Source organism: Maribacter sp. MJ134, assembly GCF_003970695.1.
In the GTDB taxonomy this organism is placed as follows: Bacteria; Bacteroidota; Bacteroidia; order Flavobacteriales; family Flavobacteriaceae; genus Maribacter.
In genome coordinates this window covers 2,204,938-2,230,683 of the sequence record NZ_CP034570.1, presented here as the reverse complement: position 1 = coordinate 2,230,683, position 25,746 = coordinate 2,204,938, and the positions used below count along the sequence as shown (strand labels likewise).

The following is a 25,746-nucleotide window of genomic DNA, read 5'->3' as shown; positions in this document are numbered from 1 at the left end:
TTTGAAACAAGGGGCAACAAAAATTCTTAAAATAACTTTTAAGTCAACCTTCCTATTCATTCTATTTTTTGCTTCGATGGCGGTTTCCGTTGCGCAAGAAACAGATGAGCAAGAGGTAGACTCCGTAAAGACCGGTTTTGATCTAGGTAGAATTGTCCTTGAGAATCCGGACAGCATCGTTTCCAAATACATTTATGATGCTAATTTAGATAGGTACATCTACAATGAAAGTGTAGGCGAATTCGATATTGGTTATCCCATAATTTTAACACCGGCCCAGTATTATGATTTAATTAGAAAAGAAGGCATCAAGTCTTATTTCAAAGAAAAATCGGATGCTTATTCTGGCAAAAAGGAGGGGAGCGAGGAAGCAAGAAAAAATCTACTGCCTAACTTTTATGTGAACAACGACTTTTTTCAATCTGTTTTTGGAGGAAACACCATAGAGGTAATTCCACAGGGTTCCGTTGCTATGGATCTTGGTGTCATTTGGCAAAAGAACGATAATCCTGCTTTATCCCCCAGAAATAGGACAAACCTGTCTTTTGATTTTGATCAGCGTATTAGCTTAAGTATGCTGGGAAAAATCGGAGAGCGTTTACAGGTTACCGCAAATTACGATACAGAGGCCACGTTCGACTTTCAAAATATTGTAAAGTTGGATTACACGCCCACCGAGGACGACATTATCAGAAAAATCGAAGTGGGTAACGTTAATATGCCCTTAAATAGTTCGCTCATTCAGGGCGCACAAAGCTTGTTCGGTGTAAAGACCCAGTTACAATTTGGGAAAACAACGGTGACCGCCGTATTTTCCGAGCAGCGTTCACAGAACAATACTGTAGTTGCCCAAGGTGGAGGAACTTTGAACGAATTTAATATCACCGCGCTGGATTATGACGAGGACAAGCACTTCTTTTTAGCACAATTCTTTAGGGATAGTTACGACCAAGCTTTGGCACAATACCCTTACATACAGAGTCAAATACAGATAACGAGACTAGAAGTCTGGGTAACTAATAGGAGCCAACAAACCCTTAACGTGCGAAACGTAGTGGCGCTACAGGATTTAGGGGAAGCTGATGAAACCAAAACCAGAGTAGGTCAGAATAATGGTGCTGGTGCAGGATTCTTCAATAATGTTGCCGATTTAAGACCAAGGAACAATGCGAATGATTTTGACCCAGCACTTATTGGCGCAGGGGGAGCCTTAACGGACAACATCAGGGATATAGCCACCGTTGAAAGTGGATTTAATGCGGGTAGTTTTGCCGCAGGTTATAACCCTAACCAAGGTTTTGATTACGCTATTTTAGAGAACGCTAGAAAGTTGGAACAGGGGCGTGATTATGATTTTAATACCCAATTGGGGTATATCTCATTGAACCAGCGTTTGAGTAACGATGAGGTTTTAGCTGTTGCGTACCAGTATACTTTTCAAGGAGAGGTTTTTCAGGTGGGAGAATTTGCGAACGGTGGTTTGGATGCAACTACAATTTCTGGAGGAGCCAACCCGATTATTGAAAATAATACGTTGGTTTTAAAGCTCTTGAAAAGTAATATTACCAACATTAGCGATCCTATCTGGGATTTGATGATGAAGAATATTTACGCAACGGGTGCCTTTAGATTAAGTCAGGACGACTTTAAAATGAATATTCTCTACTCTGACCCTACACCTCGTAACTACATTACACCGGTTGAAGAAGGTCCGGGAACCGGTTGGCCAGATGGCTTACAGGAACGTATTCTTTTAGATGTCTTTAACCTAGATCGGTTAAATGTTTACAACGATATACAACCTGGAGGTGATGGTTTCTTTGATTTTATTCCGGGAATTACCATAGACACACAGGGTGGGCGTATTGTGTTCACGAAAGTGGAACCTTTTGGGGAGTTTCTTTTCCAGACCTTGGAAAACGGAAATGCGGACCAATATAACAACCCATCGGCGTATAACGCAAATCAAGACCAGTATGTATTCAGGGATATGTACGAACTCACAAAAGCTGCGGCATTACAAGATCCCGAGAAAAATAAATTTCTTTTAAAAGGTAGGTATAAAGCAGAAGGAAGTAATGGTATTCCCATCGGGGCATTTAATGTGCCTAGGGGTTCTGTTCGTGTTACCGCAGGGGGAAGACAGTTACAAGAAGGTATCGATTATACGGTAAATTATCAGGCGGGTACCGTACAGATTCTTGACCCTAGTTTGGAGGCTTCAAATACGCCCATTAATATCTCTGTAGAGAACAATGCAGTCTTTGGCCAACAAACAAGGCGCTTTACCGGTATCAATGTGGAACATCAAATTAATAAGAACTTCGTGCTCGGCGGTACACTTTTAAATCTGAACGAAAGGCCGTTGACTCAAAAATCAAACTTTGGAGTAGAACCTGTAAATAATACGATTTTTGGACTAAACGGTAATTTTTCTACCGAGGTTCCTTGGTTAACAAGGATGGTGAACAAACTTCCGAATATAGATACGGATGTTCCATCTAACCTATCCGTACGTGCCGAGATAGCATGGTTAAAACCGAATTCCCCTAAAAATGCTGATTTTCAAGGGGAAACGACTACTTATCTTGACGATTTCGAAGGCGCACAGGCGCTCATAGATATTAGGGCATCCTTAGGATGGACCCTAGCAAGTACACCTCTGGAGTTTGCTCCTGGTGGACAACTAGCGGGTAGTTCTCCGGAAGACCCTGCAAACTTGGAAAATGGTTTTGGCAGGGCTAAAATGGCTTGGTATACGATTGACCCTATTTTCTATACCAATCAAAGACCTGATGGCATCAGCGATAATGATATTTCTACAAACCCTACTCGTAGGGTATTCATAGATGAGGTTTTTCCTCAAGTAGATATTGCCCAAGGGCAGACCACGGTTCAGGGAACTTTGGATATGGCATACTATCCAAATTTAAAAGGACCTTACAATAACAATCCTAATTTTACCAGTGCGCCACCTTCAGAGAAATGGGGTGGAATTATGCGTTCCTTGAGCAGCACAAATTTTGAGCAGGCCAATGTGGAGTTTGTGCAATTTTGGGTTTTAGATCCTTATGTTGATGGGGAGGCCACAACGCCCGGGGAATTGGTATTGAACCTGGGGAATATTTCGGAGGATGTCTTGCGAGATGGTAAAAAACAATATGAAAACGGACTTCCCGGGGTGGATAGTAACGATTTTGTAGCGCCTACTTCTTGGGGAGAGGTGCCTGCAACGCAATCACTGGTCTATGCTTTTGATGCCAGTGAACCCAATAGGGCTTTACAGGACATAGGTTTTGATGGCTTAAACGACGCGGCCGAAGCAGCCATTTATGATAGTAATCCCGGGGAAGACCCTGCATTGGACAACTATCAGTATTACTTGAACAGGGAAGGCGGAATTCTAGAACGTTACTTGGATTTTAATAATCCCGACGGAAACTCCCCAGTGCAGGTGACCAATACCAACCGTGGGTCCACCACCTTACCGGATGTAGAGGATATTGACAGGGATTTGACAATGAACACGGTGAACAGTTATTATGAGTACCGCATAGAAATTAAACCGAATACTACGATTAATGATAAGTACGTAACGGATATCAAGGAAGGTATAACGCCAGAGCTGCCAAACGGCGACCAATTGAACCGTAGGTGGATACAATATAAAATTCCTTTAAGCGATTTCACCGATGCGGTCGGAGGTATCACCGATTTTAGGTCCATTAGCTTTATGCGTATGTACATGACAGGCTTTAATAGTCCAACCGTACTACGTTTTGCTACTTTAGATTTGGTGCGCGGCGACTGGAGAACGTATACCAAGACGCTTCAAGATGTGAATATTGACGATAACCCTGCCGATGACGGTACTACTTTAGACGTGAATACGGTAAACATAGAGGAGAACAGTGGTAGAATCCCAATTCCCTATGTGTTGCCTCCAGGTGTTGTCAGGGAACAGTTGAACAATAATAACACGATTATTCGTCAGAACGAGCAATCACTTTCTTTGTTGGTAGAGAATTTAGAGGCACAAGATTCCAGAGGGGTTTTCAAGAATTTGAATATCGACATTAGGCAATACAAGAACTTGAAGATGTTCATGCATGCGGAAAAAATTGTGGATAGTGATTATGCGGATAGTTCTACACCATTGGTTGGTTTCCTTAGAATGGGTACCGATTTTTCCCAGAATTTCTATCAAATTGAATTGCCCTTACAGTTTACACCGTTCAATGCAGCTTCCGAAAGTGAAATTTGGCCGGAAGTGAATGAAATGGATATTGACCTGAGCGATTTAAATAAAGTTAAATCACTTTGGATACAAGGAGGAGACCTAAGTGAGGTGCGTTTCTTTGAAGTGGAGAACGGAGAGGTCTTTCCGGTAAACGAGTTTGATGTGCGTACTCCGGGTAGAATACGTATAGGTATTAGAGGTAATCCATCCTTGGGAAGTATTAGAAGTATCATGGTGGGTATCAAGAACCAAGACAATCTTCCTGCGAGAGGTGAGGTGTGGTTCAATGAATTGCGTCTGGCAGGTTTGGATAATAACGGAGGCTATGCCGCGGTAGCTGCCGTAGATGCCAACATTGCCGATTTTGCAAACGTAACGGCTACAGGAAGTACAAGTACTTCTGGTTTTGGGTCCATAGACCAGATGCCCAATGAACGCGCCCGTGAAGATGCCACTTCTTATGATGTGGTTACCAATATTAATGTAGGGCAATTGCTTCCTAAAAAATGGGGAATCCAATTACCGTTCAACTACGGTATTTCCGAACAGATTATTACACCAGAATTTGACCCGGTCTATGACGACTTAAAATTAGATGATTTAATAGATGCTGCCCCGGACGAGGAGGCTGCGGAAGAGATAAGAGAGCAAGCAGAAGACTACACCAAGAGAACTAGTATTAATTTAATAGGTGTTCGTAAGGATAGGGGCGAGGAAGCCGAGGAGAATTTCTACGATATCGAGAATTTTACGTTTAACTATTCGTATAACGAAACGGAGCATAGAGACTTTGAAATTGCAGAATTAAGGGACCAGAACATAAATACTGGTTTTGTATATAATCATAGTTTTGATCCTGTTGAGGTGGCGCCTTTTGCTAAGAAAGATTCCTTGTTCAATGGAAAATATTGGAAATGGCTCAAGGACTTGAATCTAAACCTATTGCCTGCAAGTATTTCACTGAACTCTAATATTAATAGACAGTTCAATGCGCAACGTTTTAGGGATGTAAGGGAAGAAGGCGTAGATCGTTTAGAACTGCCGGAACTTCAGCAGCGTAACTACTTGTTCAACTGGCAATACGCGGTGAATTACAATCTAACGAAATCACTCCGCCTTAACCTGACGGCTTCCAACAACAATATCGTGAGAAATTACTTTGAGGAGGAGGGTAATCCAAGGTCGGACATTGATGAAGCCTTAGGTTTATGGGATGGCTTTTTTGACATAGGGGAGCCTAACAGGCACTCGCAGGAAATGCAATTGAATTATGAGTTGCCCTTCGCTAAAATCCCTGCGTTGGATTTTATCAATGCTCAATATACCTATACCAGTAATTTTGATTGGCAGCGTGGGGGAGATGCACTCGCGGAAGTGGCACAGATTTCTTTAAATGACCCCAATGCTCAGATAAATACCATTCAAAATGCCAATACACATGCGCTTACGGCCTCATTGACCATGCAAAAGTTTTATGATCTCATTGGTCTTAAAAAGAGGGAGACGGCTACGAAAAAAAGCACACGACCCGTCCGAAGGGATAAGGCCGGTATTTTAGCGGATGGAGAGGAAAAAATAGAGAAGAAAACCAGTGGACTGTTCAATACGGTGGTCGATATCGTGACCATGGTAAAAAGATTGAATATCAACTATAATGAAAATAATGGTACGGTTTTACCAGGGTATACACAATCTGTAGGATTCATAGGCACCGCCAGACCAACTATTGGTTTTGTATTTGGAAGTCAGGCCGATGTGCGTTTTGAAGCGGCCAGGAATGGTTGGTTAACGGCATTTCCGGAATTTAACGAGCAGTTCATCAAAAGAACCAATAAACAATTGAACATTACGGCCACCGCACAGCCTACGAGAGACTTAACGATTGACTTGGTTGCCGACAGGCAATTCTCTAATAGCTATCAGGAAAATTTTAATATTGATCTGGATGCTGATGACCCCTACCAAGTACAATTGGGAAATAACTTTGGGAGCTTCAGTATATCAACAATGATGATCGGTACCGCTTTTGGAAAAAGTGATGAATTTGATTCAGCTAATTTTCAAAAATTCAAGGACAATAGAATTACCATCGCTAATCGTTTGGTGTCTGACAGAGGTGAAACTCCGGGCACTTTGGATGATGATGGTTTTCCACAACGCTACGGTAAAACACAGCAAGATGTCCTATTACCTGCATTTTTTGCGGCTTATACAGGGCAGGACGTAGATAGGGTAAATCTGGATGCTTTTAGAGACATTCCAATTCCAAACTGGAATATTAAGTTTACCGGGTTAATGAAGAACAAATGGTTCAAAAAGAAATTTAAACGTTTTTCTTTAAGTCATGGCTATAGAGCTTCATACAGTATCAATTCGTTCCAGACAAACCTTGAAAAACAAAATACCACTACTGATCCCGAAACTTTGGATGTTCTGCCGGATAATATCATTAACAATGTGGTGCTTACCGATCAGTTTAACCCGCTAATGCGCGTAGATTTTGAAATGAAAAATTCCGTGAGTGTATTGGCAGAAGTAAGAACCGATAGAGCTTTGTCTTTGAGTTTTGACAATAATTTAATGACGGAGATTAATGGTAAAGAGTACACGGTGGGTCTAGGCTACCGTATTAAAGACGTGAAATTTGTGACCAATATTGGTGGAAATAAAACACGGTTAAAAGGGGATTTGAACCTTAAAGCCGATGTTACCCTTAGGGACAATATCACCATTATCCGAAATTTAGATATCGATAACAACCAAATAACATCAGGGCAAAATCTACTGTCCATTAAGTTTACCGCCGATTATGCGCTTAGCAAACAACTGAATGCACTATTTTTCTATGACCATTCTTTCTCCCAGTTCGCTGTTTCAACGGCCTTTCCCCAGACTACCATCAATGCTGGTTTTACATTGCGTTACAATTTTGGTAATTAAAAATTTATAGTAAATCCATTGCCAGAGAATAGGTTGCCTGTCCTTAGTATTGAATTAAATCAATTGACGGGGCCTAATTTATCTTTGAATTTTAGGCTTCGATTTGAATACTTTTCAAGAATAATTTACATTTGTCCAAACTCAAAACAGACATAATGAATACACCATCAGAATTAAAATATACAAAGGATCACGAATGGGTAAAGATAGATGGTGATATTGCCACTGTTGGTATTACGGATTTTGCACAGGGAGAACTTGGAGATATCGTTTATGTTGAAGTGGATACCCTGGACGAAACCTTGGAAAGGGAAGCTGTTTTTGGAACGGTAGAGGCGGTTAAGACGGTTTCTGATTTATTCTTGCCACTCTCTGGAGAGATTATAGAATTCAACGAGTCTTTAGAAGATGAGCCGGAAAAAGTAAATTCGGATCCCTACGGCGACGGCTGGATGGTGAAAATAAAGTTTAGTGATGAAAGCGAGTTAGGCGACCTGTTGAGTGATGAAGATTACAAAGCTCTTGTTGGTGCTTAAACCAATCATATTTAGAATAGCATTTATAAGCTGGTTAATGTTCGTAACATTTTCCAGCTTATCTTCTTTTGAGGGGGTTGATGTGTCCTATATTAACATCCCCCATTTTGATAAGATCGTTCATTTTGGATTCTACTTTGTTATGGTCGTCTTGGGAGTTTTTGCCTTCGATGAACAATTCAAAAATCGTTTTGGACCGCAGAAAGGGCTAATTTTTATGCTAATTTTTGCAATTGCCTATGGCGTAATTATTGAGGTATTACAAGCAGGGTTTACGGCGAACAGGCAAGGGGATGTTCTGGACGCAATAGCCAATACCTTAGGCGCATTATCGGGAATGTGGATCGGTAAGTCGCTATTTTCCAACCGATGGCCGTTAAAATGAAAATTTTAATTGCATAATTATGATTTTATTAGTTAAATTAGCAATCACTAAATTGAATAGATATGGAACCTAAAAAGAATCCTAAAGCGGACTTAACAAAAAATAGTAGTCTCTATTTTGTAATTGGTCTGTTCGCCGTAATGCTGTTTACTTACGTAGCATTTGAATGGAAAACGTATGATGAGAGCAATGATTATGACATTTCTATGAATGTGGATGATTTGTTGGATGAAGAAGTTCCGATGACCGAACAGATAAAAACACCACCACCTCCACCACCACCAGCCGCACCTGAAATTATCGAGGTTGTAGAGGACGAAGAAGAGGTTGAGGAAACGGTTATCGAGTCTACAGAAACGAGTCAAGAGGAAGAAATTATCGAAGTAGAGGATGTTGAAGTAGAGGAAATGGAAGAGGATGTAGACGTTCCTTTTGCGGTAATTGAAAACGTACCTGTTTTTCCTGGCTGTGAAAGTGAAAGCGACAAAAGAGCTTGTTTTAACAAAATGATGCAGAAGCATATCAGTAAAAACTTCCGCTACCCAGAAATCGCTCAGGAAATGGGTGTGCAAGGAAGGGTAAATATCATGTTCGTAATTCAGAAAGATGGAAGCATCGGTAACGTAAGAATGCGTGGACCGGATAAGAACTTGGAAAAAGAAGCTGCGAGAATCATTGCGAAATTACCTAAGATGACGCCAGGGAAACAGAGAGGTAGAGCAGTACGTGTTCCTTTTAGTATTCCTATCACATTTAAACTACAGTAAAAGGTTTAAAACCTAAAACATAGAAAAGCCCGAATCAAAGATTCGGGTTTTTTTTTTGACGAGTGCTATATTTTTAGGACTATTGTTTCAAGCTATTATAAAACGTAGCTCTTATTTTTTCTGGATTAATAAAGCCCGAGCCATGCGTGGCGTCATATGAACTTGTCAGCTCTTGGGCTTGTTGCACTTCTTCAAGTGTTTTTCCGTCCTTAATGGCCTCAAGTATATTGGCTTTTATCATCTCCAACATTTCCGTGTAGGATGCAAGTTCTTGTTTCGAGGAAGGCCTTCCGTGTCCTGGAATTATCTTGGTGTCTTCATTAATGAGCAATAACGCTTTTCTGTGGGCTTTGATATAACCTTCAACACTACCTCCGTTTTTCAGGTCTATATAAGGATATCTTCCTGAGAAGTAGGTATCACCCATGTGAAGCACATTGTTCTTCATAAAATATATCATTGCATCTCCGTCGGTGTGCGCATTATGAACATGAAAGGCCATTATGGTCTCTTCTCCATCGTAGAGGGTAACATCGTCAGAAAAGGTAATTTCGGGTAAGATTGCAGCACCAAGTTCTGGTTTTTCTGCCAATTTTGCGGATAGGCTATTCCTTACGTTGTCATGGGCTATTAAAATAGTTTCTTTACTATTGAAATTTATGTTGCCTCCAGTATGGTCTCCGTGCATATGCGTATTAAAGAGAAAGGCAATAGGTTTTGATGTCAAGGAAGCGATGGCGGTTTTAATTTTAGGACTTAATCGTTCAAATTGGTCATCAATCATATAAACATTCTCTTTTCCAACATATATACCGATATTTCCTCCTTGACCCGTTAACATGTAAACGTTGTTGGATAAGGTGTCTACAGTAATCACAACATCATCTTTTTGTGCGGTAACCTTCAGGGAAAATAGTAGTAAGAAAATGAGGAAAGAACGTAAATCTAATTTTTTCATAGTGTAGTATTAATTTGAATAAGCTATCATCCTTCAAATATAACAGAAATAGCTGTGTTTGGTTGCAGGGATATGGCGTGGAGGTTATCTTTGTATCCTTATTTTTTATTAACGATGAAGACCGCAGTCAGCTCAGCAAAAAGCAATTCATTTGCGTTGGTTTTTGCTGATTTTAAGGAAATTACAAAAGCTAGGCTAGCTATTAGTGTGGTCTTTTCTTCAGTGGCCGGCTACTTTTTAGGTGCCTATGAATTAAGCATGGTGTCCATTCTTCTTTTGGCTTTCGGAGGTTATTGTATGGTTGGGGCCAGTAATGCATATAACCAGATTATAGAAAAAGACCTGGATGCGTTGATGAGTAGAACCAAAAATAGGCCAATACCTGCAGGTAGGATGAGCAGCAGAACTGCAATGGCTATCGCAATTATACTTACTATTCTTGGTGTTATTTCCTTATATTTTCTGAACCCGAAAACGGCCATGTTCGGGGCAATTTCAATATTTCTTTATACCAGTGTGTATACTCCATTAAAAACAAAAACACCTTTGGCCGTATTCGTTGGTGCATTCCCAGGTGCCATTCCTTTTATGTTGGGATGGGTGGCTGCCACGAACGATTTTGGAATTGAGCCCGGAACCTTGTTCATGATTCAGTTTTTTTGGCAATTTCCGCACTTTTGGGCTTTGGGTTGGATGTTGGACGAGGACTATAAAAAAGGAGGATTTAAAATGCTTCCTACCGGTAAGAAAGATACGGGAACTGCGCTACAGATAATTATGTATACTATTTGGATGATGGTCATTAGTATTATTCCGGTATTTGGAATTACAGGTAGGCTAACATTATCCGTTCCTGCTGCGGTTCTCATATTTTTAATGGGCGGTGTAATGCTGTTTTTCGCACTACAGCTATATAGTAAAAGGGATAATGTCTCGGCTAGAAAATTGATGTTGGCCAGTGTTACGTATATCACGCTGATGCAGGTGGTATATGTTATCGATAAATTTATTGCTTAAGAAAAAGAACATATGGATTTAACTCAAGGTACCGTTAAAGAAAAGAACGACAGAGCAAAAAAAATGATGCTTTGGTTCGGAATTGTGAGTCTGCTTATGGGGTTTGCGGGGTGGACAAGCGCTTACATCGTAAGTAGTTCACGAGAAGACTGGGCTAGTGACGTTAATTTACCAAGTACGTTTTATATCAGTACTTTGGTGATCATTATAAGCAGTCTTACTTACATCCTAGCTAAAAACGCGGTAAAGAATGATAAGCAATCTACCGCCGGCTTGTGGTTATTGGTAACACTAGGTCTTGGGATAGCTTTTATTTTTCTGCAGTTTAGCGGTTTCTCCCAAATGGTGGCGGAAGGATATTATTTTACCGGTCCTACCAGTAGTATTAAAATGTCCTATGTGTTTTTAATAGCAATGGTGCATATCATTCACGTTGCTGCGGGCATGATTTCGTTATTGGTGGTGATATACAATCAGAAGAGAGGAAAATATTCGTCTAAAGAATACTTGGGAATAACATTAGGTGCTACATTTTGGCACTTTTTGGACCTATTGTGGGTGTACTTAATTGTATTTATGACCTTTGTTAAATAATAATTCTAATTATTACGAGTTTTGAATACATTTCAGCTTTTATATAGGATGAAAAAAATGTAAATTTGCTAAAGTTTTATTAAAACGATATTTCATATATGGATACTACGGTTACAACGGCAACAGAAGAAAACGTTTGGGGAGGTGGTAATAGGCCTTTAGGTGCTAGTTACGGTAAGTTAATGATGTGGTTCTTCCTTGTTTCGGATGCGCTTACATTTTCTGGATTTTTGGCCGCTTACGGTTTTTCAAGATTCAAGTTTATAGAAACTTGGCCTATTGCAGATGAGGTTTTTACGCACTTTCCGGGATTTCACGGTGTTGAAGCACCAATGTACTACGTAGCGTTTATGACCTTTGTGTTAATTATGTCTTCGGTAACCATGGTTTTGGCAGTTGATGCTGGGCATAAGATGAAAAAGAACGCCGTTATTTGGTATATGTTCGCCACAATTATAGGCGGTGCAATTTTTGTAGGTTCACAAGCTTGGGAATGGGCAACTTTTATTAGTGGTGATTATGGTGCCTTGGAAACTAAGGGTGGTAGAATCCTACAATTTGTTAATGCAGATACAGGTAAAAGGGCTGCCATTGCCGATTTTGCCGAGGTAATACCTGGTGAGCGCGTGGCACATGAGAAGAAGAACGGTATTTGGTATTACGAAGAAGGTACAAGAACTAGTTATAATCTAAATGAAGTCGTAGCTGGTTTTAAGGCCAATTCCAATATTGTTATACGTACGGAGACTATACTTCCCGACGTTGAGGAGTTAAAAACATCCGATAGACCAAAAGATGTGGCAATGGCTGCTAGATTTGAAAAAGAGGTTTCCAATATAGAAGGAATAGGTGAGAAAGCAGTTTTGACCAGAGAGGCATCATTATCTAAGCTAGACGACGCAGTCATGGTAGTAGAAGGTGCCAATCTTGTTCGTAATGAATATGGTAGTCGCTTGTTTGCGGATTTCTTTTTCTTCATAACAGGTTTTCACGGTTTTCACGTTTTTTCTGGGGTACTCATAAACCTTATTATATTCTTTAACGTGGTTATAGGTACCTATGAGAGAAGAGGGCACTATGAAATGGTCGAAAAGGTTGGTCTTTACTGGCACTTTGTAGATTTAGTATGGGTATTTGTATTTACATTCTTTTATTTGGTGTAATACATTCCCCCGCATCCGATTATAAAAAATTAAAAAAAAAACAGTATTTACAGAATGGCACACGAACATAAACTAGAGATTTTTAGAGGTTTATTAAAATTCAAATCGAATACACAAAAGATTTGGGGCGTACTTATATTTCTAACTTTGGTTACCATTGTAGAAGTTGTCCTTGGTATTTTGAAACCAGCCTCTCTTACGGATACCTATTTTTTGGGTATGAAATTGTTGAACTGGATATTCATTATTCTAACCCTTGTAAAGGCCTATTACATTGCTTGGGACTTTATGCACTTAAGAGATGAAAAAACCTCTTTAAGAAGAGCAATCGTTTGGACACCGATATTTCTTGTTATCTACTTGGTATTTATACTATTAGTGGAAGCAGATTATATCTACAATGTCTATAAAGACGGTTTTATAAGTTGGAATTTCTAAGATAGAATTAACAGATAAAAAAGACGGTTTAAACACCGTCTTTTTTATTTTTGTAAACTAATGTTGATGAAACAGTTTGGTGTCAATATACCCATTCTGTTTCTCAATAAGCAGGGCTAAAATCGATGAAAAAAACTTTTGTACTTATTGTATTATTCGTGTTGCCTATTATCGCATATCTCTTCTTTGCTTCAGGGGTCAATAATTTTGGCAGATTACCAACACTCACGGAAGGTATTCGTGAAATTGATGCACCGGACAACCGAGTAAAGTTCGCTAATAATATTACTGTTCTTGGTTTTTTAGGAAACCAGGTAGAGAACAAGAAAGGAAATGCTTTTAACTTGAATCAGAAGATTTATAAGCGTTTTAATGAGTTTAAAGATTTTCAATTTGTAATGGTAATGCCGTTTGGAACGGAGACTAAAGTTGAAGAGCTTAAAACCGAACTATCCGCCTTGGCCGATGTTTCTAAATGGAAATTCGTTTTTCTAGAGCCCGCAGTGATTCAAGAACTTTTTAATAGCTTAAAGACTGACCTTGAATTGGATGCTGATTTGGGTACACCATATGTGTTCATTATTGATAAGGAAAGAAATCTAAGAGGTAGAACGGAAGATGAGGACGAAGGGACAAAATTTGGATTTAATACCAACTCCGTTGCTGATCTGAATAATAAGATGGAGGATGATGTGAAAATTATTCTCGCGGAATATAGATTGGCGCTTAAAAAGAATAATGCAAACAGAGCGAAATAGTGAATAAGAAATATACCTATGTCTGGGTCTCTTTAATAGTACTAATTTTTGGAATTATCGTAGTTCCTCGAATAGTCGACCGCCTAAAATCAGGCACTGTTGTCGAGAACGATAGGATGAATAGTCCTATGCAAAAGAAAGGACTTAGTTATATTCTACAAAATAAGAAAAAGCGCAAAGTCCCTCCATTTCAATTTTTAAACCAGGATAGTGTTCTTGTTTCCAATAGGGATTATATCGGTAAAGTATATGTAGTGGAGTTTTTTTTCACTTCTTGCCCTAGCATTTGTCCTATAATGACAAAAAACTTGGTGGCGCTGCAAAACCACTTTAAAGACAGGGAAGACTTTGGTGTTGCTTCCTTTACGATTACCCCGCAGTATGATACCCCGCAGGTGTTAAGGGCCTATGCATCGAAGTACGGTATAAAGGACAAAGATTGGAATTTAATGACAGGCGATAAGGATGCGATTTATGATTTGGCCAATAGCGGCTTTAATATTTTTGCAGCTGAAATGCCTGATGCCCCAGGGGGATTTGAGCATTCTGGACTTTTTGCACTGGTGGATAGGCAAGGTTATTTGCGTTCTAGACTGGATAAGTTTGGGAATCCCATAGTGTATTATCGCGGGGCTATTTCTGAGGAGATGGGCGAGAATAGCCAAGGAGAAAAGGAAGAAATTGGTATTTTAAGGGAGGATATTTTAAAATTATTAGAAGAATAGCATAATGAAAAGTGTTTCGGAGGAAAAAAGATTTAATACCATAATTACAATCATATCCATTGTGATACCGGTAGTGGTGGCTTTACTCTTTACGGTTAAAATTCCAAATGTGGAACCTCTATCATTTTTACCGCCTATTTATGCTACTATTAACGGTTTAACAGCCGTATTTCTGTTGGTAGCCGTTTGGGCCATTAAGCAGGGTAGAGAGAAACTACATCAAAATATAATGACGTTGAACATAGCTCTGTCGCTGTTGTTTTTAATCATGTATATAGCTTATCACATGACGTCCGATTCTACCTCGTATGGTGGAGATGGTTACCTTAAATATGTTTATTATTTTATTTTAATAACTCATATTATATTATCCATTGCAATAGTCCCATTAGTTCTTAGAACCTATGCTAAAGCATATCTAAAAGATTTTGAAGGGCATAGAGCTTTGGCCAAATATACTTTTCCTATTTGGCTCTACGTTGCCGTGACAGGCGTTGTTGTTTATCTCATGATTTCACCCTATTACACACATTAGACCTTAGCATGAAAAAGAAGTTGATTTTCTTATTGGTTGTTTGTCTCTCCTTAGTGCCGGAAATAGTGGAGGCACAGTGCGCTATGTGTAGGGCAGTCCTTGAAAGTGAGTCAACCGGAAACGCTGCTAAAGGTATCAATAACGGCATTGTTTATTTAATGGCTATCCCTTACATCCTAGTGGCAGGTCTCTTCTACTTTATCTACCGTAAGATGCGTTCTTAACACAATTTTAAAGATTTAACACTTTTTTTATTCTTTATCTGTAACATTGTGTAAGATAGCTAGTCTTATCTATGTGCGACCGTAATAATCGCATTCATCAATCAAAACCAATCACATGTTCGACATTGAAAGATGGCAAGAAATTTTCGATACTATTCGGAAAAACAAATTGCGAACCTTCCTCACTGGATTATCTGTAGCCTCAGGTATCTTTATACTCGTTATTTTATTAGGTTTTGGCCAAGGCATGCAAAACGGTATATCAGAAGAGTTCAAGGAGGATGCGGCCACTAGTATATGGGTTTGGCCTAGGAGAACTACAGTAGAATATCAAGGATTGAACCCAGGCAGGCAAATTCAGTTGCGTAACGAGAATTTTGATATGGCAACAAATGCCTTTGAAGGCGATTATGAAAAAGCTTCACTCCTCTATTTTCCACGAGACGTTCAGGTTGTTTATAACAACGACCTACTGGTATATCGCATTCAGGGTACGAACGGTGATCTTCAAACTATAGAAAACGAATACCTCTCAGAAGGAAGATATATCAACGAGACCGATGTCGCGCAGAATGCTAAAGTTGCCGTCATCAGTAATAAAATAAAAAGAGAGGTTTTTGCAGATGTAGCATCACCAGTTGGTGAGTATATCACAATTTCGGGAGCTGGTTTTAGAATTGTGGGTGTTTTTGGGGAACACGGTGACAATGAAGGGGAGGAGGAGCGCATTTTTATTCCTATTACTACCGCACAAATAGCATTCAACGGAGGTGATAGGATCAACAATATGAATTTTATGCTGCCCGAGCTAGAATCTTTTGATGCCACGGTCGCTAAGAACGGAGAGTTCACGGCAGCACTCTTGAAATACCTCAAAAAATATCATAAAGTAGCACCGGAAGATGATCGTGCCATCCGCATTTGGAACCCTATTCAGGAGGCCAAACGCTACTATTCCTTAATCGGTGGTATTAAACTATTTTTCTGGGTCGTAGGCTTCTTTACCATTATAGCAGGAGTGGTTAGTGTCAGTAACATTATGCTTATCGTCGTAAAGGAAAGAACACGCGAAATCGGTATTAGAAAAGCACTTGGCGCCAAGCCTTGGTCCATTATTGGTATGATTATGCATGAAGCAATTTTCGTGACCGCCATAGCAGGATTTACCGGACTCATATTTAGCATGGGGCTCTTGGAACTTTTGGGTCCTCACATACAGGTGGATTATGTTCTAAATCCTTCGGTAAATTTTAACGTTGCCCTTACTACGGTAATATTATTGATCGTTGCTGGTAGCTTAGCAGGGTTTTTTCCTGCCTGGAAAGCCGTGCGAGTGCATGTTATCGAGGCTTTAAGAGACGAATAGATTTAAAAAAGCAACTACGGAGTTAAAATAAAAAAAATGTTCAATAAAGACCGTTGGAGGGAAATTTTAGAAGTGCTTTCTACAAATGTGTGGCGTACCGTGGCCACGGCATTCGGTGTGGGTTGGGGAATATTCATATTAATCATTCTTTTAGCTGCGGGAAAAGGTCTGGAAAACGGTATACGACAAGACTTTAATGGTGTCGCAACGAATACCATGTTCATGTGGACACAGACCACGACAATGGCCCATCAAGGACTTCCAGAGGGAAGGAACTTTAATTTTAAATTACCCGATGTAGACCTGTTGAGGAGGAGTGTACCGGAACTGCGCATTATATCGCCTAGGAACAGTATGAGACAAACGGAAGGCGATAATGTGATACGCGGTCTAGAAAGTGGGCAATATCGCGTTTTTGGAGATTACCCGGAAATCATCGAACAAAACCCGATATATGCGGCCAAGGGTCGTTTCTTTAATCATAACGATATAAAGGCAAAACGTAAGGTTGTGGTTATCGGTGATGGTATACGGCAAGACTTATATGAGGAAGACGAGGACCCTATAGGTACCTACCTCAAGGTTAATGGGGTCAATTTTATGGTGGTGGGCACCTATAAAGAAAAAACTAGTGATGGCGGCGGACAAAATAGTGAGCGTGAAATATTCATGCCGTTCACAACTTTTTCCCAAGCTTTTAACCGCGCCGATAATGTAGGTTGGATGGCAATAACAGCCAAAGATGGAAGCTCCATAAGCGACTTGAAAAATAAGGTCATCAGTACGGTCAAACAAAGTAGAAAGGTACACCCTGATGATGAAAGAGCAATTGGTCATTTTGATTTGTACCAACAATTTAATCGAGTGGAAAGCCTTTTCGGGGCGTTAAAATTTGTAGCATATTTCGTAGGAATATTGGTTTTGCTTTCCGGAATCATCGGTGTTAGTAACATCATGCTTATCGTTATTAAAGAAAGAACCAAGGAAATAGGCATCCGTAGGGCCTTGGGTGAAGACCCTTGGTCTATTAGACTACAGATTTTGATGGAGTCCATATTCCTAACCATTATTTCAGGTATGGTGGGTATTATCTTCGGTGCACTTTCAATCTATGGCATCAACACATTGCTAGAATCTCTCGGTCCTGTGGATATGTTCCTTAATCCGAGTGTTAGTCTAGGCGTCGTAATCAGTGCCTTGATTATACTGGTCATATCTGGTCTGTTAGCAGGTTTTATCCCCGCAAATAGTGCCATACGCGTGCGCCCCATTGAAGCCTTAAGAACAGAATAAAGACAGAATCAATTATATTAAACCAATCAAAAAATGAAAAAATCAATCACAAGAATTATTTTAATTTTAATCGTAGTGCTTTTTGGAGGAGCTATGTATTATCTCTATCAAAAAAATTCGGAAGACCCCGTTGTTTATGAGACCGAACAGGCTTCTAAAAAAACTATTGTTAAGAAAACCGTAGCGACCGGAAGTATTTTGCCTTTAGAAGAAGTATTGATAAAGCCTAATATCTCAGGAGTTATTGAAGAGGTTTTTGTTGAAGGCGGGGATTACGTGAAGTCGGGCGATTTGCTATGCCGTATTAAGGTAGTGCCAAACCTTAATGCCTTGAACGACGCCAGAAATGCCATTGACGAAGCGAAAATTGGATTGGACGATCAACTAAGGAATGTAGAGCGTCAAAAGAGCTTGTTCGCAAAAGGGGTAATTTCCCAGGTAGATTTGGAAAGGGCTCAGGTGGCCTATGACCAAGCCAAACAATCCTATGGTGCTGCAAACAAAAGGTACGATATTATTAAGACCGGTACGGCCAAAGGTTTTGGCAACGCCGCCAATACGCAAATACGGGCAACGGTAAGTGGTATGGTCTTGGAAGTACCTGTAGAAGTTGGAAATCAAGTTATAGAGAGTAACAACTTTAATGAAGGGACTACTATTGCTGCTATCGCAGATGTCGACAAAATGATTTTTGAGGGGAAAGTGGACGAATCCGAAGTAGGTAAGATTAAAGAAAACCTACCGCTTGAAATTACAGTGGGTGCCATAGAAAATAAAGTTTTCGATGCGGTTTTGGATTATATTGCACCCAAGGGCAAAGAAGAGAACGGCGCAATCCAATTCGAAATTAAGGGAACAATGAAAAAGCAGGACTCTGTCTTTATACGAGCAGGTCTAAGTGCAAATGCCTCAATAATCTTGGCAAAGGTGGATAGTGTGTTGGCGGTAAAAGAAGCCTTGGTCCAATTTGATGATGAGACCAAGAAACCTTATGTAGAAATTGCCACAGGAGAGCAAGAGTTTGAGCGTAAGGAAATAGATTTGGGGGTAAGTGATGGCATTTTTGTAGAGGTATTATCCGGGATTACAATGGAAGACAAAATAAAGGTCTGGAACAAGATTGAAAACGAAGGCGAGGACAACTAAAAAATAAAGTAAAAAAAATGTAACATTTAGAGGGTTTAGCGGTCTTACAGATGAGCGTCTTTTTAAAGCCCTTAAAACTATTAATACAACCAACATGATTGAAATAAACGATCTTCACAAATCCTATAAAATGGGGAGTAATTCGCTCCATGTTCTTAAAGGAATAAATTTTAAAGTAGAAGAAGGCGAGTTAGTAGCTATAATGGGTTCTTCGGGGTCAGGGAAATCTACCTTGTTAAATATATTGGGTATGTTAGACGAGCTAGATGAGGGTTCCTATACCTTGGACGGTGTTCCCATAAAGAACTTAAATGAAACCAAGGCCGCTCAGTACCGTAATAAGTTCTTGGGATTTATTTTTCAATCCTTCAATTTGATAAATTATAAGAGCGCAATGGAAAACGTTGCTTTACCTTTATATTATCAACGTGTTAGCCGTAAAGAACGTCAAGAAAAGGCTCTGAAATATTTAGAACAAGTAGGTCTAAAACAATGGGCCACTCATTTACCTAGTGAGCTTTCAGGTGGTCAAAAGCAGCGGGTTGCCATCGCTAGAGCTATGGCCGCAGAACCTAAAGTGCTTCTTGCCGATGAGCCAACGGGTGCTTTGGACAGTAAGACATCGTATGAGGTAATGGATTTGATTCAGAAAATCAATGATGATGGAAACACTATTTTGGTAGTAACGCATGAGCCGGATATCGCCGATATGTGCAAGCGAATTGTACATTTAAAGGATGGTGTTATCGTAGAGGATAAAAAAGTTAAGCAAGTAAGAGCATCGCAATATGTTTAATAGGGATAACTGGAAAGAAATATTTGAAACCATTCAGAAAAACAAGCTAAGGACGTTCCTTTCTGGTTTTACGGTGGCTTTGGGTATTTTGATATTTGTAGTATTGTACGGTTTTGGTAATGGTCTGATCAACACGTTCGACGAGTTTTTCAAGGACGATGCTACCAATACATTTTTCATCTTTCCAGGGAGAACATCCATTCCTTATAAAGGGTATAAGTCTAACCGAAGAATAGAATTTGATAATTCTGATTTGGCGGATTTAGAAAAGAATTTTGCCATGTTCATTGAGTATATCTCTCCGAGAGTGGATAGGGGAGGACTCGTAAAGTACAAAAATGAATCCAACAATTATACTACTCGAGGAGTAAGTGAGTCGTATCAATTTGCCGAGAAGACCATTATGATGAAAGGCAGGTATCTGAACAGGGAAGATATTGCAAATAAAACCAAGTATGCGGTTATTGGTAGGTTGGTAGAAAAAGATTTGTTCTCCCAAGAGGAGTCCATTGGTAAATATATTGATGTTGCAGGAAGTGCTTTTAAGGTCATTGGGGTTTTTCAGGATGATGCGGGAGATAATGAGGAAAGAAGAATTTACATCCCTTACACAACGAGACAACTCATAGAAAAAAATACCGATAAGGTTAACCAGATTGTAATCGGTTTTAAACCAGAAATAGGTTACGCGGGCGCAATGGCTTTTCAACGAAGCTTGGATAAGTTTATTAGAAATAAAAAATTCATCAACCCGGAGGACCAAAACGGACTGTTCATCAGGAATGTTGCCGACCAGTTAAAACAAAATCAACAGTTTGCGGGTATTTTACAGTTAATTGTATCTATAGTAGCCTTTGGGACCATTATAGCTGGGATTATTGGCATTAGTAATATCATGGTTTTCGTGGTAAAGGAGCGTACCAAGGAACTGGGTATTCGTAAGGCCCTAGGGGCAACGCCAAAATCCGTTATCAGTACTATTCTATTGGAGTCTGTTTTTATTACTACCATTTCCGGTTTCGTTGGTATGCTCTTGGGAGTAGCCCTTCTTAGTTCCCTTGGAGAAAAACTAGCGGATTATTTCATAACCAATCCATTTATAAATACAGGAACAGCCATTTTTGCTACGGTAACACTAATCATTTTTGGTGCTATTGCGGGATATATTCCCGCTAGAAGAGCCGCTAGAATAAAACCTATTGTTGCACTAAGAGACGAATGATATGAAATTTATTTTTGATAGAAATACATGGCAGGAAATATTCGGTTCTATTAGCAAGAACAAAACACGGACCATTATTACGATAATTGGCGTGTTATGGGGAATATTTATTTATATAGGCTTGTCAGGAGCCGCGAAGGGACTGGACAATGGTTTTGAGAGACAGTTTGAAAGTGTGGCCATGAACAGTATGTTCGTTTGGGCACAAAGTACAAGTGTTCCTTACGACGGTTTTAAGACGGGAAGACAACTGCAGTTGAAATTGGGAGATGTTGAGGTTTTAAAAAATCGTATCCCGGAAATAAACTATATCGCTCCAAGAAATGCTAAAGGTGTTTTCGGAGATGCCCCAGGTTTGGTGGTTCGCGGCCAGAAATCTGGTAATTACGCGGTGTATGGGGATTTTCCCGTATTTACTAAAATAGCGACCAAGAAAATTTATGACGGTGGTAGGTTTATCAACGATGAAGATATAGAACAGACCAGAAAAGTATGTGTAATCGGAGAACGAACCGAAAAAGAACTGTTCGAGAAAGGTGAAAATCCTATTGGAGGATATATCAGGATTGACGACATCTATTTTCAGGTGGTCGGGGTTCATAAGTTCACACCGGGTGGCGGCTTTGAAAGTGACAGTGATATTTTTGTGCCATTTACCACCTATAGAAAGTTGTACAATACTGCGGACAATGTGGGATGGTTAACCATTGCTGCCTATGATGATGCCGATGTGGTACAAGCGGAAGAAAACGTGAAAGCGACCCTGAAGAGCATCCACAGGGTAGACCCTGAGGATGAGAGAGCATTTGGATCGTTTAACCTAGGGGAGATTTTCAATAAGATTATGGGATTCTCCAAGGGAATGACCTTTTTATCCCTAATCGTAGGTATCGCTACAATTTTAGCGGGCGTTATAGGTATTGGAAATATCCTTTTGATATCGGTCAAGGAGCGAACGAAAGAATTGGGTGTTCGTAGGGCGCTAGGCGCCACTCCTGCTGAGGTTAGAAATCAAATTATACTAGAATCCGTTTTCTTGACCATGCTTGCGGGAATCATAGGGATAATACTGGGAGCTCTAGTACTAAGCGCTATAAACAGTTTTACGCAAGGTGTAGATTTTCCCTATACCAATCCTACCGTGCCGATTCCATTGGTGCTGGGAGCATTGGTGATTATGGTAGTTCTGGGTACTTTGATAGGGCTAATTCCGGCGCAGAGAGCTGTAAGTATAAAACCTATAGACGCATTACGAGAAGAATAGTAAACAACAAAACCAAAATAAAAACTAATACACTTTAAAATGAACAAGATTGTTAAATACATATTAATTGGAATTTTAGTTCTAGGAGCTTTATGGGCGGCAGTATTCTTTATAAAAAGTAACAGTAAGTCTTCCATTGTTTATGAAACATCGCAACCTTTTAAAGCCAATATTGAAAAGAAAACCGTTGCTACGGGTAAAGTGATTCCAGAGGATGAAATTGAGATTAAACCTCAAATTTCTGGTATCATCGACAAGATATACCTAGAAGAGGGAGCAAAGGTAAAAGCAGGTGAACTCATTGCCGTAATCAAGGTAGTTCCTAATGAACAAGCATTGAACCAAGCTAATGGTAGGGTAAGGAACGCCGAACTGGCCTTGAACAATACCAAAATTGAATACGATCGTAACAAGGCGCTTTTTGACAAAGGTGTTATTTCCAGTCAGGATTTTAATACCCTTCAATTGAGCTATAACCAGGCCGAGCAGGAGTTAAAGAATGCCCGTGCGGATTATCAAATCATTAGAAGAGGTTCTGCAGGAGGTTCTTCAAGTGCAAATACAAATATTAGAGCTACCGTAGATGGTACGATTTTAGAAATTCCTGTCGAGGAAGGGGATCAGGTAATCCAGAGTAATAATTTTAATGACGGTACTACCATCGCTTCAATTGCGGATCTGAGCAAAATGATTTTTGAAGGTAAAGTAGATGAAGGTGAAGTGGGTAAATTAAAAATTGGAATGCCGCTAAAAATTAGTCTTGGAGCCATAGAGGGTGAAGAGTTCGATGCCAAGTTAAAGTTCATAGCACCCAAGGGAGTTGAAGAGACCGGTGCGGTTCAGTTCAAAATTGAGGGAGACGTTGAGGTCAATGACGATGTTCTCATACGGGCAGGCTATAGTGCAAATGCATCTTTGGTTCTGGATAGGAGAGATAGCGTAATGGTGGTTCCAGAAGCCTTATTGCAATTTGACAAGAAAACGGATAAGCCCTATGTAGAGGTAGCAACTGGAGAGCAGGAATTTGAAAGAAGGGATATTGAGATAGGTATTTCGGACGGAGTAAACGTAGAGATTCTATCCGGGTTATCAGAAGAAGACAAAGTAAAGCAGTGGAACAAGACCGAGCCTGTTAAAAAAGGAGAAGAAGAGGGCGAAGAAGGCGAGGAGACAGAAGAGTAATCATCAATCAATAATACGAATCAAAAAAATCACAAAATGAAATTTAAATCAACCATCATATTGCTTTTTGCTGCCGTAACAACCACCTTGGCGCAAAGCAAACAATGGAGCTTGCAAGAATGTGTGGAGTACGCCATGGAAAATAACCTTAGTGTGGCACAATTTGAACTGGACTTGGAAAATGTGAAAATTGAGAGGTCTGATGCTTTAGGTAATTTCCTGCCAAGCCTCAATGCAAATACTACTGTTAGTGAGCGTTCTGGTCTGGTTACCAACCCAAACACGAACATCATTGAACCTGGTCAAATTTTTTCGACATCAGCTGGAATCAATGCCGGCATGACCATCTTCGATGGTATGCAGAATCTGTATAGATTACAACGCGCAAAATTGAGCGCAATAGCTACACAATATGGATTGGATGATTTGCAGGATGATATTAGCTTGAATGTTGCCGAAGCCTATTTACAGGTTTTATCCAATAAAGAGGCCTTAAAGGTTTCGCAAGCCCAGTACGAGATTACAAAGCAAGATGTAAATAGAACAAAAGAGTTGGTAGATTCAGGAGTGCTACCTAGAGGTGATTTATTGGAAATAGAGGCAACCGCTGCGACACAAGAACAACAAATTATTAATGGTGAGGCTTTGGTATTGATTTCACGCATTAATTTGGCTCAATTACTTCAGATTACGGATTATCAAAATTTTGACGTTATGAAGGAATCTTATGAGGTGCCACCTTCAGAAATCATGTCTACTTCTCCTGAATCTATATATGCTAAAGCGCTTACTTTTAGAAACGATATTAAGTTTTCAGAGGCAAATATAGATTTGGCCGAAAAGGATTTACAAATAGCTAAAGGAGCTAGATACCCAACACTTAGTACGTTTTTTCAATACAATACTTTTTATACAAATCAATTTAGAAGTGCACCGGATGGTTTTGGTGGTGTTACCACGTTTAGACCGGATTTTATAGATCAGTTATGGTTAAATGACGGTATTTCTTATGGTTTTCAATTAAACATACCAGTATTCAATGGTTTTGCTACAGAAAACAATGTGAAGCGATCAAAAATAGGCGTTAAAAGAGCAGAACTACAATTGGAGCAAAACAAATTAGAACTTGAAAATACGATTCAACAGGCTCATGTAAACGTTAAGACTTTTGGAAAGACTTTTGAAGCAACTCAAAAAACCTTGGAAGCACAAAGGCTTGCTTACGACTATGCTAAAGAACGCTACGAAGTAGGTTTGTTGAATGCCTTTGACTTCGGGCAAGCACAAGCTAGAGTCGATAATGCCGAGGCAAGTGTAATTCGAGCGAAATATGACTATATTTTCCGATTAAAAATTTTAGAGTTCTTCTACGGGATACCTCTTTCATTAGACTAAGCTAACTCAACTCAATGTAAAAGCCTGCAACAGTAATTTGCAGGCTTTTTCTTGTTGGGTCTATGCTGTACCTTTGAAATATGGGATTAATTTTAAACTTGGAAACTGCTACGACCAATTGTTCCGTATGTCTAGCTAAGGATAATAGGATTTTGGCATCACGGGAGAACGATACACCCAACTATTCCCACTCGGAACAACTTCATGTGTTTATCCAGGAGTGTTTGGAGGAGACTGATTTTATGATGACGGATGTTGACGCCGTTGCCGTTAGTAAGGGTCCAGGCTCTTATACGGGCCTGCGCATAGGGGTGTCCGCTGCTAAAGGGCTGTGTTATGCACTGGATATTCCGTTAATCGCTATTCCTACGTTAAAAAATATCGCTTCCCAAGCCAGAGATGTTCAAGCGGATTATATAATTCCGGTATTGGATGCTAGAAGAATGGAGGTTTACGCGACCATATTTGACGCGAATCTTAATGAGATAAGGACAACAAAGGCCGAAATTATAGATGAGCACTCCTTTAAGGAGTTCTATCGGGACCATACCGTTCACATCTTAGGGAACGGTGCTGAAAAGATAGCTGCCACTTTAAAGAATCCGAACATCAGTTACAATGCAGCGGTACAACCATCGTCAAAGGAAATGGTGTCGCTAGCGTATGAGAAATATGTACTAAAAGAATTTGAGGATGTGGCGTACTTTGAGCCTTACTATTTAAAGGATTTTATATTGCAGACCAAGAAAAAATAAAAAACTCCCAAACCATATTTGGTTTAGGAGTTTTGTTTGCAGAGTTG

The 25,746-nt window shown here is 39.8% G+C and carries 22 protein-coding genes; 21 read left to right on the top strand and 1 reads right to left on the bottom strand.

Features of this window, described 5'->3' with window-relative positions:
* Positions 1-76: 76 nt before the first annotated feature.
* The 4 genes from sprA (at position 77) to EJ994_RS09815 (ending at position 8,868) form a co-directional block, all read left to right on the top strand.
* A complete protein-coding gene (sprA, locus tag EJ994_RS09830) occupies positions 77-7,180 on the top strand; it encodes a cell surface protein SprA (protein ID WP_126592270.1) in 7,104 nt (2,367 codons plus the stop codon).
* Between the two features lie 155 nt (positions 7,181-7,335).
* On the top strand, positions 7,336-7,716 hold the full coding sequence (gcvH, locus tag EJ994_RS09825; protein ID WP_099574180.1) for a glycine cleavage system protein GcvH: 381 nt from the start codon (positions 7,336-7,338) through the stop codon (positions 7,714-7,716).
* Between the two features lie 37 nt (positions 7,717-7,753).
* Positions 7,754-8,101 carry a VanZ family protein gene (locus tag EJ994_RS09820; protein ID WP_164721444.1) on the top strand — a complete coding sequence of 116 codons (348 nt, stop codon included), beginning with the start codon at positions 7,754-7,756 and terminating at the stop codon, positions 8,099-8,101.
* A 62-nt stretch (positions 8,102-8,163) separates the two neighbouring features.
* On the top strand, positions 8,164-8,868 hold the full coding sequence (locus EJ994_RS09815) for an energy transducer TonB (RefSeq protein ID WP_126592268.1): 705 nt from the start codon (positions 8,164-8,166) through the stop codon (positions 8,866-8,868).
* Positions 8,869-8,947: 79 nt separating this feature from the next.
* On the opposite strand, the gene EJ994_RS09810 is transcribed toward EJ994_RS09815, so the two are convergent.
* On the bottom strand, positions 8,948-9,826 hold the full coding sequence (locus tag EJ994_RS09810) for an MBL fold metallo-hydrolase (protein ID WP_126592267.1): 879 nt from the start codon (positions 9,824-9,826) through the stop codon (positions 8,948-8,950).
* A gap of 114 nt (positions 9,827-9,940) precedes the next feature.
* Between EJ994_RS09810 and cyoE the strand changes: the two genes are divergently transcribed.
* From cyoE to tsaB, 17 genes are all read left to right on the top strand, one after another.
* Positions 9,941-10,843 (top strand): heme o synthase, encoded by a 903-nt coding sequence (gene cyoE, locus EJ994_RS09805; protein ID WP_126592266.1) that lies wholly within the window; start codon positions 9,941-9,943, stop codon positions 10,841-10,843.
* Between the two features lie 12 nt (positions 10,844-10,855).
* Positions 10,856-11,437, top strand: a complete 582-nt coding sequence (locus tag EJ994_RS09800; protein WP_126592265.1) for a heme-copper oxidase subunit III — start codon at positions 10,856-10,858, stop codon at positions 11,435-11,437.
* 98 nt (positions 11,438-11,535) lie between these two features.
* A complete protein-coding gene (locus EJ994_RS09795; protein WP_126592264.1) occupies positions 11,536-12,600 on the top strand; it encodes a cytochrome c oxidase subunit 3 in 1,065 nt (354 codons plus the stop codon).
* A gap of 54 nt (positions 12,601-12,654) precedes the next feature.
* Positions 12,655-13,038, top strand: coding sequence for a cytochrome C oxidase subunit IV family protein (locus tag EJ994_RS09790; protein WP_126592263.1), 384 nt, complete (start codon positions 12,655-12,657; stop codon positions 13,036-13,038).
* A 125-nt stretch (positions 13,039-13,163) separates the two neighbouring features.
* A complete protein-coding gene (locus EJ994_RS09785; protein WP_126592262.1) occupies positions 13,164-13,796 on the top strand; it encodes a hypothetical protein in 633 nt (210 codons plus the stop codon).
* Positions 13,793-14,521, top strand: coding sequence for an SCO family protein (locus EJ994_RS09780; RefSeq protein WP_126592261.1), 729 nt, complete (start codon positions 13,793-13,795; stop codon positions 14,519-14,521). The genes EJ994_RS09785 and EJ994_RS09780 overlap by 4 nt, the downstream gene beginning before the upstream one ends.
* A gap of 4 nt (positions 14,522-14,525) precedes the next feature.
* On the top strand, positions 14,526-15,056 hold the full coding sequence (locus EJ994_RS09775) for a DUF420 domain-containing protein (RefSeq protein ID WP_126592260.1): 531 nt from the start codon (positions 14,526-14,528) through the stop codon (positions 15,054-15,056).
* Positions 15,057-15,064: 8 nt separating this feature from the next.
* Positions 15,065-15,280 carry a hypothetical protein gene (locus EJ994_RS17775; RefSeq protein WP_099574190.1) on the top strand — a complete coding sequence of 72 codons (216 nt, stop codon included), beginning with the start codon at positions 15,065-15,067 and terminating at the stop codon, positions 15,278-15,280.
* Between the two features lie 115 nt (positions 15,281-15,395).
* A complete protein-coding gene (locus EJ994_RS09765; RefSeq protein WP_099574191.1) occupies positions 15,396-16,646 on the top strand; it encodes an ABC transporter permease in 1,251 nt (416 codons plus the stop codon).
* 36 nt (positions 16,647-16,682) lie between these two features.
* On the top strand, positions 16,683-17,939 hold the full coding sequence (locus EJ994_RS09760) for an ABC transporter permease (RefSeq protein WP_126592259.1): 1,257 nt from the start codon (positions 16,683-16,685) through the stop codon (positions 17,937-17,939).
* Between the two features lie 33 nt (positions 17,940-17,972).
* Entirely contained in the window at positions 17,973-19,085 is a 1,113-nt protein-coding gene (locus tag EJ994_RS09755; protein WP_126592258.1) for an efflux RND transporter periplasmic adaptor subunit, read from the top strand.
* A gap of 94 nt (positions 19,086-19,179) precedes the next feature.
* The gene (locus EJ994_RS09750) at positions 19,180-19,881 is read left to right on the top strand and encodes an ABC transporter ATP-binding protein (protein ID WP_126592257.1); all 702 of its coding nucleotides are present in this window, start codon (positions 19,180-19,182) and stop codon (positions 19,879-19,881) included.
* Positions 19,874-21,103 (top strand): ABC transporter permease, encoded by a 1,230-nt coding sequence (locus EJ994_RS09745; protein WP_099574195.1) that lies wholly within the window; start codon positions 19,874-19,876, stop codon positions 21,101-21,103. The genes EJ994_RS09750 and EJ994_RS09745 overlap by 8 nt, the downstream gene beginning before the upstream one ends.
* A gap of 1 nt (position 21,104) precedes the next feature.
* The gene (locus EJ994_RS09740) at positions 21,105-22,367 is read left to right on the top strand and encodes an ABC transporter permease (protein WP_126592256.1); all 1,263 of its coding nucleotides are present in this window, start codon (positions 21,105-21,107) and stop codon (positions 22,365-22,367) included.
* Positions 22,368-22,406: 39 nt separating this feature from the next.
* The gene (locus EJ994_RS09735) at positions 22,407-23,549 is read left to right on the top strand and encodes an efflux RND transporter periplasmic adaptor subunit (protein WP_126592255.1); all 1,143 of its coding nucleotides are present in this window, start codon (positions 22,407-22,409) and stop codon (positions 23,547-23,549) included.
* A 36-nt stretch (positions 23,550-23,585) separates the two neighbouring features.
* Complete coding sequence (locus EJ994_RS09730; protein WP_126592254.1) at positions 23,586-24,944, top strand: TolC family protein; 1,359 nt, start codon at positions 23,586-23,588, stop codon at positions 24,942-24,944.
* A gap of 80 nt (positions 24,945-25,024) precedes the next feature.
* Complete coding sequence (gene tsaB / locus EJ994_RS09725) at positions 25,025-25,699, top strand: tRNA (adenosine(37)-N6)-threonylcarbamoyltransferase complex dimerization subunit type 1 TsaB (RefSeq protein WP_126592253.1); 675 nt, start codon at positions 25,025-25,027, stop codon at positions 25,697-25,699.
* Positions 25,700-25,746: the final 47 nt, after the last annotated feature.

What these genes read in the sequence shown, in the direction of transcription:
- sprA (WP_126592270.1), top strand. Translation starts at nt 77, where the DNA reads ATGGCGGTTTCCGTTGCGCAAGAAACAGATGAGCAAGAGGTAGACTCC.
- gcvH (WP_099574180.1), top strand. Translation starts at nt 7,336, where the DNA reads ATGAATACACCATCAGAATTAAAATATACAAAGGATCACGAATGGGTA.
- EJ994_RS09820 (WP_164721444.1), top strand. Translation starts at nt 7,754, where the DNA reads ATGTTCGTAACATTTTCCAGCTTATCTTCTTTTGAGGGGGTTGATGTG.
- EJ994_RS09815 (WP_126592268.1), top strand. Translation starts at nt 8,164, where the DNA reads ATGGAACCTAAAAAGAATCCTAAAGCGGACTTAACAAAAAATAGTAGT.
- EJ994_RS09810 (WP_126592267.1), bottom strand. Translation starts at nt 9,826, where the DNA reads ATGAAAAAATTAGATTTACGTTCTTTCCTCATTTTCTTACTACTATTT.
- cyoE (WP_126592266.1), top strand. Translation starts at nt 9,941, where the DNA reads ATGAAGACCGCAGTCAGCTCAGCAAAAAGCAATTCATTTGCGTTGGTT.
- EJ994_RS09800 (WP_126592265.1), top strand. Translation starts at nt 10,856, where the DNA reads ATGGATTTAACTCAAGGTACCGTTAAAGAAAAGAACGACAGAGCAAAA.
- EJ994_RS09795 (WP_126592264.1), top strand. Translation starts at nt 11,536, where the DNA reads ATGGATACTACGGTTACAACGGCAACAGAAGAAAACGTTTGGGGAGGT.
- EJ994_RS09790 (WP_126592263.1), top strand. Translation starts at nt 12,655, where the DNA reads ATGGCACACGAACATAAACTAGAGATTTTTAGAGGTTTATTAAAATTC.
- EJ994_RS09785 (WP_126592262.1), top strand. Translation starts at nt 13,164, where the DNA reads ATGAAAAAAACTTTTGTACTTATTGTATTATTCGTGTTGCCTATTATC.
- EJ994_RS09775 (WP_126592260.1), top strand. Translation starts at nt 14,526, where the DNA reads ATGAAAAGTGTTTCGGAGGAAAAAAGATTTAATACCATAATTACAATC.
- EJ994_RS17775 (WP_099574190.1), top strand. Translation starts at nt 15,065, where the DNA reads ATGAAAAAGAAGTTGATTTTCTTATTGGTTGTTTGTCTCTCCTTAGTG.
- EJ994_RS09765 (WP_099574191.1), top strand. Translation starts at nt 15,396, where the DNA reads ATGTTCGACATTGAAAGATGGCAAGAAATTTTCGATACTATTCGGAAA.
- EJ994_RS09760 (WP_126592259.1), top strand. Translation starts at nt 16,683, where the DNA reads ATGTTCAATAAAGACCGTTGGAGGGAAATTTTAGAAGTGCTTTCTACA.
- EJ994_RS09755 (WP_126592258.1), top strand. Translation starts at nt 17,973, where the DNA reads ATGAAAAAATCAATCACAAGAATTATTTTAATTTTAATCGTAGTGCTT.
- EJ994_RS09750 (WP_126592257.1), top strand. Translation starts at nt 19,180, where the DNA reads ATGATTGAAATAAACGATCTTCACAAATCCTATAAAATGGGGAGTAAT.
- EJ994_RS09745 (WP_099574195.1), top strand. Translation starts at nt 19,874, where the DNA reads ATGTTTAATAGGGATAACTGGAAAGAAATATTTGAAACCATTCAGAAA.
- EJ994_RS09740 (WP_126592256.1), top strand. Translation starts at nt 21,105, where the DNA reads ATGAAATTTATTTTTGATAGAAATACATGGCAGGAAATATTCGGTTCT.
- EJ994_RS09735 (WP_126592255.1), top strand. Translation starts at nt 22,407, where the DNA reads ATGAACAAGATTGTTAAATACATATTAATTGGAATTTTAGTTCTAGGA.
- EJ994_RS09730 (WP_126592254.1), top strand. Translation starts at nt 23,586, where the DNA reads ATGAAATTTAAATCAACCATCATATTGCTTTTTGCTGCCGTAACAACC.
- tsaB (WP_126592253.1), top strand. Translation starts at nt 25,025, where the DNA reads ATGGGATTAATTTTAAACTTGGAAACTGCTACGACCAATTGTTCCGTA.